Genomic DNA, 13,355 nt, shown 5'->3' on the forward strand with positions numbered 1-13,355 from the left:
CCCAGCTTACTACGCGATTTTCAAGTACGGCGTCAGGGCGGTCCGAAGCTGCTCGGGAACCGGGACCGGTTCGAGTCCGGCGGGGCCGCGGGTCATGCAGGCGACGGACTGATGCCCGCGCGCCACCAGCTGCGGCACCGCGACCTCGGTCCGGTAGTAGTCGAACGCCATCGCCACCCGGTGGCCCTCGAGTTCGGTCAGGGTCATGCGCAGTTCGACGACGTCCCCGGCGGTCAGTTCGCCGAAGTACTCGCAGCCGCAGCCGGTGGTGACCACGGCGAAGCCGTCGGTGAGCGAGGCGAGGACGTCCGGCGCGTGCTCGGCGAGGAACCGTTCCCGGCAATGTCCTTGCCAGCGAACGTAATGCGCGAAGTAGACGTTGCCGACGAGGTTGGTCTCCTCCAGGGTGACGGGATGGCGGTATCGGTAGGCCGGGGTCATGCGACGCCGACCGTGAGCAGAGCGATCGCGACTGGCAGCGGGTAACCGTCCACAGTGAACACCGCGGAGGCGATCCGCGCGCGGCCGGCGGCGAGGACGAGCCAGCCTCCGTCGTACGCTCCGGAAAACCTTGCCTCCGAAGGACTCGCGCTCACCTGGGTCAGGCACCGCGTCACTGTCGAGACCCGCGCGGCCAGGCGTTCGGGCCGTTCGTCGCACGGGCCTGAGAGCACGCGGAGCAGCCTGGGGTCTGGTGGTTCGTGTGGCTCCACGAATTCCCAGGCACAAGCGGCCGGGCAGGAGCTGTCGGCAGCCACGCTGAACGGTTCGCCGATCGACACTCGCAGCGACGGATCGAGTCCGAGGGCCACCGCTGTCCGCGTGATCGCCACGGACAACAAGGACGCGGGCCACGGCCGGTCGTCGGGCAGTGAGCCGGTGTCGGCCAGGCGTAAGCCGGTCCAGCGGACGGCGGTGCGGCCGTCCGCGTCAGTCGCCGCGACGTCCCAGGTGTAGCGGCCGTCCGCGGCGTCTTGTTCGGTGCCGCGGAGTTGCCACGGGCCTGCCGCGCACGGGTCGAAGTCGACGCGGTCGCAGGCGACGGGCAACAGCCGACGCGTCGGGACGCAGGCTTGGAGGACGTGCACGGTGGCGTCGTGGGCGGCCGGGTCGCCGAGTACCGAGGTGAACCAGGGCTCGTCGTTCGGGGTGATCGTGGCCCGGCAGGACCACGGGTCCGGGACGGCTGCCGCGGTGACCCGGCGGAACTGTCCTTTGTGGAACAGAAGCCGGTCGTACAGTTCGGTCGGCTCGATGCGGCCGTGGTCCGGGACGACCGGTGGCGGCGCGGTGTTTTCGCTGGCAGACAAGGGGAAAGTGGCGGTGAAGTGGTCTGTCTGGAAAGCGGATTCGGCACAACGCAGCATGGTGGTGATCACGTCGCCGTCTCGCAGCGCGCAGACGCGGACAACGTGCTCGCCGGTGTCGGGAATGATGACCGGCCGGTCGAACTTGACGTCGCACGCGGTCGTCACGGCCCAGCCAGCGACCACGGAAGCGGCCTGTGCCATGGCTTCCAGCCCGACGACGGCGGGCAGCAGGATTGCTCCGTCGACCCGATGACCGTCCAGCCACGGGTCGGTGCGGAGGGAAAGGGTAGCGTCGGCGACGAGTTCGACGCCGGGGTGGCCTGCTCGGATCCGCTCCAGGAAGCGGCCGGTTCCGGCCGGGAATTCCGCGCCGAGCCGTCCGTGCACGGACACGTCGGCGGGGGTCGACGGCGTGCGCAGCAGCCGCAGGAACAGCTCGGTTCCTTCCTCGACCGGGATCGGCGTGGCACCGGAGCGGGCGAGGGTCTGCGCCGCGCCCATGCGTTCGGCCATGCCAGCGCCGGACCACGCGGACCAGGCGATGTCGAGCACTCGGCAGGACGGCAACTCCCGGGCGAGCTGCCGAGCCTCGGCGCGCAGGAGGCCGTTGGCCAGCGCGTAGTGGCACTCCCCCGCCATCCCGGCCGACCCGATCACTGAGCCGAACGTGACCAGCAGTCGCAGCGAGTCCGGCAGGACGGCGGCGAGCAACGCGCGAAGACCAGCGACTTTCGGACGCAGGTGAGCGCGGATCCGGTCGGGCGTCAGGTCGGCGAATCGGGCGGGTTCGTTGATGCCGCTCGCGTGCAGCAGGGCGGTCACCGGGCCGGTTTCGGCGGTGAGTTTTTCCACGGCGAGCGCGACGGCATCCGGGTCGCCGACGTCGGCGGCCTCGTAGGCGACGCGGATCCCGTCCGCCCTCAGCCGGTCCAAGTTGGACTGGAGGAGTTCGTCGGTCTCCGGATGAGAGCGGCCGAGAAGGGCGAGCGCGAGCCCCGTCTTTCGGGCCAGGGCGTGCGCACACTCGTAGCCGATGCCTTTGCCGCCACCGCTGACCAGGAGCACGTCTTGCTCGTCGAGGAGGGTTTCGTCCGGCTCCGCGCCGACAAGTTGCTCGTGCGGTTCGTACCAGGAACCGTCCTCGTCGAGGACTAGTTCGCGGAATCGGCCGGGCTCGGCGTGGAGTGCTGAGAAATCCGCGGTGCCGACCGGGACCTGAGCGAGGGTGATGCCGATCCCGGGGTGTTCCTGGTGCAGCGAACGGAAGAAGCCGCTGAGCGCGCAGTCGTGCGTCACGACCACGAGCGTCTGGTGGCGCAGGGCTTTCCGCCCAGCGTCGAGCAGCGTCTCGACGTCTTCCGGGTCGGCGAGGCACACGGTTTCCGTGGGACGCCACGGTTCCGGTCGGGCTGGGGCCAGGACCTCGGTAAAGCAGCCGGTCCAGGGCCGCACGCCCGGGGTCTCCACGTCGGGTTCCGCGGTCTCCGGGAGCCGTTCGATCTCCGCGATCACCTCGCCGACCGAGCTGTCGGCGAACGCCATCGACACCGACGGGAGCGTCCGGCCGAGCGCCGATGCCGCCTCCACGACGAGCTGGGTTGCCCGCAGCGAACTCAGGTTGAGGTCGGCGAGGAGGCGCGCGTCGGAGCCGATGAGCGCTGCGTCGAGTTCGGTGGCCTCGGCGAGCAAGCGGGTGACGGTCGCCGTGGCATCGCGAGCCGGAGCAGCGTCGAGCGCTTCCCGCGGTTCAGGGATCGCCGTGGGTGCTGCCGAACACGGGTTCGTCAGGAACTCCGGTTCGTGGTCGAGGTCGAGGGGACGCGCGGCGCGTCCGGCGAACCAGCGGGCGAGGTTCGCGACGGCTCCGGCGGCGAACAGCGCGGCAACGGAATCGGCGGCTGCCCGGTCGCCGGATGAGCCGATGTCCAGGCTGACCGCATCCCGACCAGCCAAGGCGCTCAGGGCACGGCCGGGACCCGCCTCGACAAACAAGTCCGCGTCGACGGCCTGTACGGCGGTCCGGAACTGCACCGGCGCGCACAACTGCCGGACGAGCAGTTCGCCGAGATCGTCCTCGTCGGTGAGCGGTCGGCCGTACACAGTGGACACCACCGTGCGCCGCACCGGAGCGAGCACGATGCCCTTGAGGAAAGCACGCCACGGCTTGGTGCAGGGAGCCATGGCGGGGCTGTGGAAGCCGTGCGACACCGGAAGCCAGGCGAAGCGGAAACCGCGCCGCTCGGCCGTGTCCGCCACCGTCCGGAGTTCGGCCACCGAGCCGGAAAGCACCTGCGACAGAGCGGAGTTGTCGGCGGCCAGCACGACCTCCGTGCCGGTACAGAGCGCCTGCGCCTCATCTGCACTCGCCGCGACAGCGAGCATTCCGGTGCCGGGGGTGCCGTATTTGCCCATGATCCGGCCGCGTTCGATGGCCAGCCGTTCACCGTCCTCGGCAGACAGACAGCCCGCCCACGTGAGCGCGGCCAGTTCGCCGAGACTGTGTCCAATCGCCGCGCTCGCGCTGACGCCAAGCTCGTCGAGCCGCGCGAGCGCCGTTCGGCAGGCGCGGTAGATCGCGGGCTGGGCGAGCGTGGTGTCGGCTGGTTCCGCGCCGCTCGCGCCTTGCCCGGGGAACAGCAGCGCGACCCGGCCTGGTACGGCGTTGCCCAGCCAGCAGCCTGGGGATGCCGCGAGCTGACCGTGGGGCAGCGACGGCACCTCGGCTGCTGCGCGGGCGGCGAGAGAACCCAGCTCGGCCGGGGTGTGGGCGACCAGCGCGGCGCGGGCGGGCCCTGCGGTGCCCCGGCGTCCGTACTGGCAGGCGAGGTCGTGCAGTTCGGCTCGTGACAACCGCGGTGCTGCCTCAGCGATCCGGGTCAGTGCGGCGGCGACGAGAGCGGGGTCCGGTCCGCTGACCGCGATGACGTCGAATTCCGGAGTCGGCCGATCCGCCACCGACGACCGCACCGGCCGGGTCCGCGCCGGAGAGCCCAGCACGACGTGGGTGTTGATGCCGCCGAACCCCATCGCGCTCACCCCGGCGAGCCGACGGCCGTCCGGCCAGGGCTCCGCCGCCGGCAGCACCCGCAGGGTCTCCCCCAGCGCCGGATGCGGCGTCGCGCAGCCGGTGGTCGGCGGCAGCAGCCCGGAGGACACACTGAGCGCGGCTTTGACCACCCCAGCGGCCCCGGCAGCTGCTTTGGTGTGCCCGATGTTCGCCTTGACCGAGCCGAGCGCGGCGGCCGCCCTGGCCCCCGACCGGGCCCGGTTCAACGCTGTCAGCTCGACCAGATCGCCGACGGCCGTTCCGGTGCCGTGTCCCTCGTACAGCCCGATCTCGGCGTGGTCGATCCCGGCCATCTCGCCCGCGCGGCGCAGCGCGAGCAGTTGCCCGTCCGGCTCGGGCCGGGTGATGCCGCCGCGGCCGTCCGAGGAAACGCCCCAGCCGAGGATTTCCGCGTACACCGGCAGTCCCGCCGCGCGGGCGTGCTCGGCGCGGGCGAGCGCGAGCATTCCGCAGCCCTCGCCGGGCCAGAAGCCCGCCGAACGCTCGTCGTAGATCCGCATCTCCTCGGCGGCCAGCGCGCCGGTCTTGGCGAAGCCGACCAGCTCGAACGGGTCGAGCGACAGGTCCACTCCCCCGGCCAGCGCGAAATCGGCACCACCGTCTCGCAGCGCGCGGCAGGCGGTGATCACGGCGAGCATCGACGAGGCGCACGCACCGTCCACTGTGTACCCGCCGCCGTGGAAGCCGAAGTGGTTGCAGATGCGGCCCGCGATGGTGTTGGCGAGACTTCCGGCCAGCGTCTCGTCCCCGACCTCGGGAAACGCTGCCAGGTACCGCTTTTCCACTTCGGCGAGGTCGACCTCGGACAGCGTGGCGCGCAGGACGTCGCGGACGTACGGCCAGCGCAGCCGCAGGGTCCGGGCGCGGGTCACTTCGCCGGTCAGGCTGTTGCCAACCACGACGACCACCCGGTCCGCGTCCAGGCCGGCGCCTGCCGGATGACCCGCGTCGGCCAGCGCCCGGTCCGCGGTTTCCAAGGCGAGCCAGTGCGCGGGATCGGCGGCGCGGAACGTCGAGCCGGGAATCCGGAACGCCTCCCGATCGAACCCCCAATCCGCCAGCACCGCGGCCTGGGTGCTGTAGGTCCGGTCGGGGACGCTGGCGTCGGCGCTCCAGTAGTCGGCGAGGTCGAGGCGCCCCGGCGGCAACTGCCGGAACGCACGGCGCTGGTGGAGCACGGTTTCCCACAGCTGCGCCGGGTCGGCCGCGTCCGGGTAGCGGCAGGCCATCCCGACGATCGCGATCGGCTCGCCGGGTTCGCGGCGGGTCATGCGGGCTCCCGGGCCGGGACGGGCTCGGCGGCGGTGCGCTGCGCCGGGACCAGGACCGTCCATTGCGGACTCTTCCGGGCGGCGATCGCGAGCACCGCCGCCCGCAGCGCGCAGGTGATCGTCAGCGCGAAGAACAGGCCGAACACGACGTGGAACTGCACGAGCACGCCGTACACCGCGGCGGTGGCGAGCCCGAAGTACACCTGGTTCCGTCGCGAGGACGGCGTGGTGCCCGGATCGGTGATCATGTAGTTGGTGAACAGGACGAACGCCGTCCCAGTGATCGGCAGCACCGCGCTGACCAGCGAAATATCGGTGAACAGCGCGCGCAGCAACGCTTGGCCGAGGAAGCCGCCGACCCAGCCGAGGATCAGCGGGACCTTGCCGGTGAGCTTGGCGTTCAGCATGGTCCCGGCGATCAGCAGCAGGGCGGGCACGAGCGCGCCCCACCAGCCGGTGATCCATTCGGTGAACTCGTACGGCGGCGCGATGCCGACCCAGCCGAACAACAGCAGGACCACCACGATCCCGACGTTGCTCGGGTTCAGCACGTGCCTGCTCTTGCCGCCGATCCGCACCCGCACGACGTACTTGGAGGCGACACCGACCACCGCGGCGAGCACTGTCGGCATGAACCGGTCGTTGGCGTACAGGAGCATCGCGCACGCCATGCCGGTGATGTAGGCGGGGAGCAGGAAATCGACCACCGCACCGGGTTTGCCGAGGCAGCGCGGGCGACGTTCGGCGGCCGCGGCCTCCACGGACTCCAGCACGATCTCCGCAGCCAGCGCGGCGAACACGGCGACCACCGGGGTGAGATACGCCTGTTCGAAGCCGAGCACGGTGTGCCCGAGCACGGTCAGCACGGTGATCGACGCGCCGAACCGGCGCAGGGCAGCGGAACGGCGTTCGCTCGGCGACTTGGTCACCGGTCCTCCTCGATGGTGCCGTCGGGGTTGAGCCGCAACTGGTGCCAGCCGGGCGGAAGCGTCACCGAACCCTCGTGGCGGTGTCCGCAGCCGTCTCGCCACGCCAGGCGGACCGGCACCGTGGACGGCGGCTCGCTGCCCAGGCCGAAGTGCAGGTCAGGGGCGTTGACGCCGTTGTGCCCGTTGGCCGGGTACACCTGTTCCAGCCGCTTCCCGCCACCGGGTGCGGCGACCTCGGCCTCGGCTCCGATGGCAGGCGAAACCGGCCCGCCTGTCCTGCACGCGGTGCCGCCGACGGGTTTTCGCAAGCGCAGTCCGAGGAAGGCACCGGCCGGCGAGGTGTTGCGGTACAAAGTGGACGGTGCCCACTGGTTGGCGACGACGAAGTCGAGCCGCCCGTCGCCGTCCACGTCGCCGACCGCGAACGCGCGGCTCACCGCGTTGGTCCCGACTCCGACCCGGTCCGCGACGTTCACGTAGCGGCCGTCCGCGCCGCGGGCGAAGAACGAGTTGTGATCATGCCCCGACAGATCGGTTCCCTCGGTGAATCGCGGCCACAACGCGGGGTGGCTCAGCACGAGGTCGTTCGACATCGCGGTCTCCTGCAGTTGCGCCCACCGGTTCACCTCGCCCGCGACGAACCCGGTCGCGTGCATGACCTCGTCGGAACCGGCGTTGGCGAAGTCGGCCGCTTTGACGTCCCACGACCATCCGGTGCGGGACAGGCCGAGGTCCTCGCTGTGATCGTCGTAGGGTGCCACTCCCTCGCGCAATCGGGCGGCTGTCCGCGCGCGGTCCATAGTGGACTGATAGGCGAAGTTGCTTTCCTGCAACGCGTACGGCTCGGTGATGTTGCTGACCAGGATGTCCGGGACGCCCTTCGCGTCGAGGTCGGCGAAGGCCACGCCCATGCCCTTGAACGAATCGTTGCCCAGCACTTTCGATTTCGGTGTCGTCGCGTGCCTGGTCCCAGTCGCCGTGCGGAACGCGACGCGGCCCGGAGCGGACTCGTTGACCAGCAGGTGATCAGGACCGAAGTCGTTCGCCACATAGAGATCCGGCAGTCCTCGGCCGCCGATGTCCTGGGCGCCGAGCGCGAGCGCCCACCCGGTTCGCGTCTCTGGCGGGAAAGCGTCGGGCACCTCGGCGAACCGCCCGGCTCCGCTGGAGCGGAACAACCGGAGCGTGCCCCCGTTCGCGGCGTGCGACAGCGAATCGTTCATCGTCAGTTCCGGCTGGTGCGCGGTCGGATCGAGCACGCGTGCGCCGTCCGGGAAATAGTTGCCGAAGGCGAGATCGGTGTGCCCGTCGCCGTCGAAATCTCCGATGGTGGCGGCGTTGGTGTTCCAGACCTGCCACGGGCTGACCAGTTCGCGCGCGCGGAACGCGGCCGCGGACGGCGCGGCCCCGGGCAGGCGCTCGAAGACGACCGGGGAACGGCCCCAGTAGTAGACGACGACGTCCTGGCGGCCGTTCTCGTCGACGTCCGCGGGCAGGCAGCCCATCGGAGCCGCGAAGGACGGCATCTCCAGCCCTGACGGCGTCAGCGCGAACGGCTGGTATCGCGCGCCGGTGCCAGGGGCGGGCTCGACGGTGACCGTGTCCGTGCGCGGGTCTACCAGGCAGATGTCGTGCGCGACCGGGCCGCCGTCCGCGGCGAACAGGGCGGTCGCCGCGCCCACGGAAGAGATCCACGACCGGATTTGTTCGTAGGCCGGGGCGACGGTCCGCACGTGCCGTCCGCCGGGCGCGTTGTCCGGGCTGACCGGCGCGGCGGCGAACGAAAACTGGTGCGCCAGCTCGGTTTCCTCGGCTGAGGACGACTGCGGAACGACCGTGAACGCGAACACCGCCGCGCAGCCGAACAACGCGACCACGCGGGCGAGGTGCCGGCGCAGAAAAGGCCTCATCGGCTCTTCCTCTCCCAGAGATACCGGATTTCCGCGCGCCAGCGCTGGTAGTGCGCGAGCGTCGACGGAGCGGGCAGGCGGCCGAGCGCCTGGTCGGTCCAGTCCGCGGCGGCGCCGGTGCTGGTCCCGGCCAGCACCTCGGCCGCTTTGTCGGTGTGCGCGGGCACGATTCCGCTGACCCGCCGCGCGGCGCAGGCGAACGCGCACCCCTGTGCCAGATGCGCGCGCAGCGGCCCGGACAGGTCGGCGAGCCGGGCGAGCTCCCCGGCATCGGCACCGCCCGCGTACGTCGCGGCGAGGCCGACTCCGCTCCACAGGTCCGCCTGCCGTTCGACGGGGAATTCCGCGATCCGCAGCGCGACGCCGTCGGGGTCGGCGCATTCGCAGAACCACAGCGCCCTGCCGAGCCCCTGGTCGCGGATATGCCGTGGTCCCGGCCCGATCCCGGGTTCGACGCGATGGCGGCCGACTGTCCGGTCGGTGTGGAAAAAGCCTTGGTGGAAGCCGAATCCGTCCCAGGCCAGCCATCGCAGCAACGGATCCGTTCCCGCGCTCCGCGACGGGCGCAGCCGCAGCCGCGCATAGGCCCAGCCGATGCCGACGTGCACGAGGTGCGGATAGTCCGCGGCCGGTCCGTTCAGCAGGGCCGCGACCCGCCCGCGCCGGGCCGGGAGGAGCAGGTCCAGCAAGGCGCAGCCCATTCCCGCGCCCTCGAACGCGAACCCGCGCAACTCCGGTTCGAGCGCGGACACCCGCTGCCCAAGCGCGTCCCGGCCCGGCTCGACCGAGGCGTTCAGTCCGGTCAGGAACGCTCGCCCGGACGCCTCCAGGACACCGCGGGCGGGGCCGGGACGAAGCCGGAACCGGCGCAGCCCGAAGTCGACCTGCCGCCTGTCCTGGCGCAGCGCCCGGGCCACGACGCCGGGCATCACCGCGTTTCCTGGGGCACGGCGACGACGCGTTCCATCAGGGCGGTGACCAGCATGGGCCGGGCCTCGCGCTGGAAATCGACGTCGGGATGGAATTCGCGCACTGTGCCCTCCAGGACCAGCAGGGACAGAATCGGGAACACGAACTGCGGATCGGCGTGGAGGCCGTGGCGGCGCTGGAGGTCGAACAGCTTGGCGGCGAACGAAACCAGGTCGAAGTCGGCGGCGCTGCGACCGGTGTGCTCCTCCACCAGTGCGGACAGTTCGGCGCGGAATCCCGCGGGGTCGGACCCGGGCGGTGCCGTCGCGGTCGACAGCACGATGTCGGCGCAGGCTTCGCCGTCGCCCTGGCTCATGCAATAGAAGAACGCCGCGAACTTCTCCCGCGCGGACTCGGACAGCTGGACGGTGAAACCCGCGTCCAGCACGACGATCGAGCCGTCTTCCCGGAAGTAGAGGTTGCCGGGGTGCAGATCACAGTGGACCACACCGTCCAGGAACAGCATCCGGTACACCGCGCGCAACGCCGTGACCACCGCGTTCCGGCGCTCCTCCTCGCCGAGGTCTTCCGGACGGCGACGCGCCAGGCCGTCCAGGAAGTCCATCACCAGAATGTCCTCAGTGGACAGTCCGCGATGAACTCCGGGCACCGTCACTCCGTCGGCGGCGCTGAGCGCTTCGCGGAAGCCTTCCAGCCGCTCCGCTTCCCGCGCGAAATCCAGTTGCGCACGAATGCTTTCGGCGAGCTGCGCGACCACCGCGTTGACCGGCACCCCGCGCAGCATCGGCAGCCGGGCCGCCAAGCATGCACCTCGTTCCAGCATCGCGAGATCAGCCGAGAGGGACCGGACGATCCCCGGCCTCCGCACTTTCGCCGCGACCGTCCGGCCGTCCGGGAGGCCCACCCGGTACACACAGGCGATACTGCCCGCACCGACCAGCCGCGGTTCGGCCGCGCCGAACCTCAGCGCGGGCGGCATCGTGCGCAGCGGCGCTGGGCGAACCTGGTCGTGCAACCGGGAAAGCGCGCGGCATACGCGAGGCGGCAGGAGGTCCGCCCGGGTGCTCAACAGCTGGGCCGCCTTCACGAACGCCGGTCCCAGCGCCACCACGGTGCCCGCCAGCCAGACGTCCCGGTCGAACCGTTCGCCGCGCAGCCATGCCGCTGCCGTCGCCGGTCCCAGCAGCAGCGTTCGTCCGGCGAGGACCGCCAAGGCCCGCGCCGTCCGCAGCGCCACCGCGCCGCCGCTGATTCTCGAAAACGTCATCTCTCCCCTTCGCCGTCCGGCCGCACTGCCGACGACCGACGTTACAACCAGTAGCGCGGCAAATGCACCCTGTTACTACAGGACCATCCGTTCCAGCGAAACCGGGCCAGAAGCACCCGGCCGGGCAAGCCGTTTCCCTTTCGTGGCCGGGAATCCGGCCCGGTTTCCTCCGCATGGTCGGCCGCGGGTCACCGCCGCCGCCTCGTCCGCACTCTCGCCTGCCCCGATCCAGGCACCGAAAAACACGGTGCGTAGCGACCGCGGGGCGATTTGCCTTACCGTGCGCGATAATCAGTCGACAGCGGCGGCCTGGTGCGCATCCTGGCCGGTGCGGGCAGCGGGAAAACCGACGCCGAGCTGTTCCGCCGCGAGCGCGGTGCCTTCCAGCCGCGCGCGGATCTTGGCGAACGCGGTCTGCCGCGAGGTCGACTGGTCGTCCGCGAACGGGGAAAAGCCGCAGTCGTCACAGGTTCCGAGCTGCTCCGCCGGGATATAGCGGGCAGCGCGCAGAACCCGGTCGCACACCTCTTCGGCCGTCTCCACGCGCGGGTCGATCGGGTCGATCACCCCGACGAACACGCGAACTCCCGGCCTGAGCTGATCCGCGATGACGCGCAGGACCCGCTCCGGGTCGGGCTCGCTGGCCAGCTGGACGTAGAAATTGCCGACGGTGTGCCGGAACAGCGTCGGGAGCAGGTCGGCGTAGTCGACGTCGAGGCTGTGCGTCGAGTCCAGGTCGCCGCCGGGGCAGGTGTGGACGCCGATGCGCGCCCGCTCGGATTCGCTGAACCTCGCCAGGACCCGGTTGTTCAGCTCGACGAAATCGCGCAGCACCTGGCCGCTGGGATCGAGTTTGAGCGACAGGCGTCCCTCGGTGAAATCCAGCTGGACGACGTGCGCGCCCGCGTCGAGGCACCCGCGGATATCGGCCTCGGCCCCGTCGACCAGGTCCTCGAGGAATTTCTCGCGCGAATAGCCGTCGATGCCCGAGGCCGGGTAAAGCAGGGACAGCGCGGAAGGCGCGATTACCGCTTGTTTCACTGGAATATTCGTGCACTGCCGCGCGGCCCGCACATACTGCTCGGCGTGCTCCTGGTAACGGAACGGCCCGGAGGTCAAACAGGGCAGCTGCCGCTGGTGGCCGTCGGCGAACGGGATGACGACGCCGTCCGCGGAAAGGTTGCCCGAGCCCGCGATCGGGTAGGTGACGAAGCTGGGTTTGCGCTGCTCGCCGTCGGTGACCACGGTCGCGCCCAGCTCCGCTTGCGTTTCGATGGTCTCGCGGACGGCCCGGTCGAGAACGGAGGCGAAGGCCGCGTCGCCGAGCTGCCCGCTTTGGCGCGCGGCGAGAGCGCCGAGCAATTCGGGCGAACGCGGGACGCTGCCGATGGGTTCGGAAGGAATGGTCATGCGGCGAGCCTAGAAGCGGCGGCACGGAGCGGAACAGGAAAGAACCACCGGAGAACGCCGTTCTCCTTCTTTCGAGCCATTACCCGTTCGAAAGTGTTGACACGGCACTTCGGCAAGAAAAGCACTTTATTGGCACAGCGCAAAAAGCATTTTCACCAGCAACACAAAACCGAGGGGGCCGCGGCCCGTTCCAGCCGCCGCCCCCTCGATCAGCGTGCGTTTAACGCCAGCCCAGTTCCGGAGCGACGTGCGTCAGAATGCTCTCCAGCACATGGGCGTTGTAGTCGACACCCAGCTGGTTCGGCACGGTCAGCAGCAAGGTGTCCGCAGCCTGCACGGCCTCGTCCTCCTTCAGTTCCCGCACCAGTTCGTCCGGTTCGGCGGCGTACGAGCGGCCGAAGATCGCCCGGGTGTTCTCGTCGATCATGCCGATCTGGTCGCGCGAGTTGCGGTCGCTGCCGAAGTACGCGCGGTCCAGGTCGTTGGTCAGCGCGAAGATGCTGCGGCTGACCGAAACGCGCGGCTCGCGTTCGTGGCCCGCCTCCTTCCACGCCTCGCGGTAGGCCTCGATCTGCTTGCGCTGCTGGACGTGCAGCGGTTCGCCCGTCTCGTCGTCCTTGAGCGTGGAACTCTGCAGGTTCATGCCGAGTTTCGCCGCCCAGACGGCCGTCGCGTTCGAGCCCGAACCCCACCAGATGCGGTCGCGCAGCCCCTCGGAGTGCGGTTCGAGCCGGAGCAGGCCCGGCGGGTTGGCGAACATCGGCCGCGGGTTGGGCTTCGCGAAGCCCTCCCCTTCGAGGAGCTTCAGGAAGACCTCGACGCGGTCGCGGGCCATGTCCGCGTCGGTCTCGCCCTCCGCGGGGGCGTAGCCGAAGTACCGCCAGCCGTCGATCACCTGCTCGGGGGATCCCCGGCTCACGCCGAGCTGGAGCCTGCCCCGCGAGATCAGGTCGGCGGCACCGGCGTCCTCGACCATGTACAGCGGGTTCTCGTACCGCATGTCGATGACGCCGGTGCCGATCTCGATCTTCGACGTCCGCGCGCCGATGGCCGCGAGCAGCGGGAACGGGCTGCCCGCCTGCCGCGCGAAGTGGTGCACGCGGAAGTACGCGCCGTCGACGCCCAGCTCCTCGGCCGCGACCGCGAGGTCGATCGACTGGTGCAGGAAGTCGGCGGCCGACCGGGTCTCGGAGTGCGGGCTCGGCGACCAGTGGCCGAACGACAGGAAGCCAATGTTCTTCACGCATCGTCAAACGTTCAA

At 70.5% G+C, this 13,355-nt stretch carries 8 protein-coding genes; all 8 read right to left on the reverse strand.

Annotation, left to right across the window (positions count from 1 at the left end):
• Nucleotides 1-9 precede the first annotated feature (9 nt).
• A complete protein-coding gene (locus DMP23_RS44830) occupies nt 10-441 on the reverse strand; it encodes an acyl-CoA thioesterase (RefSeq protein ID WP_037812894.1) in 432 nt (143 codons plus the stop codon).
• Complete coding sequence (locus DMP23_RS44835) at nt 438-5,648, reverse strand: type I polyketide synthase (protein ID WP_337824862.1); 5,211 nt, start codon at nt 5,646-5,648, stop codon at nt 438-440. Before DMP23_RS44835 ends, DMP23_RS44830 begins: the two co-directional genes overlap by 4 nt.
• The gene (locus DMP23_RS44840) at nt 5,645-6,577 is read right to left on the reverse strand and encodes an enediyne biosynthesis protein UnbU (RefSeq protein WP_337824863.1); all 933 of its coding nucleotides are present in this window, start codon (nt 6,575-6,577) and stop codon (nt 5,645-5,647) included. Before DMP23_RS44840 ends, DMP23_RS44835 begins: the two co-directional genes overlap by 4 nt.
• Nucleotides 6,574-8,487, reverse strand: coding sequence for a CRTAC1 family protein (locus tag DMP23_RS44845; RefSeq protein ID WP_337824864.1), 1,914 nt, complete (start codon nt 8,485-8,487; stop codon nt 6,574-6,576). The genes DMP23_RS44840 and DMP23_RS44845 overlap by 4 nt, the downstream gene beginning before the upstream one ends.
• Nucleotides 8,484-9,416, reverse strand: coding sequence for a DUF1702 family protein (locus DMP23_RS44850; RefSeq protein ID WP_337824865.1), 933 nt, complete (start codon nt 9,414-9,416; stop codon nt 8,484-8,486). Before DMP23_RS44850 ends, DMP23_RS44845 begins: the two co-directional genes overlap by 4 nt.
• Nucleotides 9,416-10,684: an ABC1 kinase family protein gene (locus DMP23_RS44855; protein ID WP_337824866.1), complete on the reverse strand. Its 1,269-nt coding sequence runs from the start codon at nt 10,682-10,684 to the stop codon at nt 9,416-9,418. Before DMP23_RS44855 ends, DMP23_RS44850 begins: the two co-directional genes overlap by 1 nt.
• Nucleotides 10,685-10,975: 291 nt before the next feature.
• Nucleotides 10,976-12,094, reverse strand: a complete 1,119-nt coding sequence (locus tag DMP23_RS44860) for a cobalamin-independent methionine synthase II family protein (protein WP_337824867.1) — start codon at nt 12,092-12,094, stop codon at nt 10,976-10,978.
• A gap of 220 nt (nt 12,095-12,314) precedes the next feature.
• On the reverse strand, nt 12,315-13,337 hold the full coding sequence (locus DMP23_RS44865) for an LLM class flavin-dependent oxidoreductase (RefSeq protein WP_037812899.1): 1,023 nt from the start codon (nt 13,335-13,337) through the stop codon (nt 12,315-12,317).
• Between the last annotated feature and the right edge of the window lie 18 nt (nt 13,338-13,355).

This window comes from Amycolatopsis sp. A1MSW2902, assembly GCF_017312175.1.
Classification (GTDB): Bacteria; Actinomycetota; Actinomycetes; order Mycobacteriales; family Pseudonocardiaceae; genus Amycolatopsis; species Amycolatopsis nivea.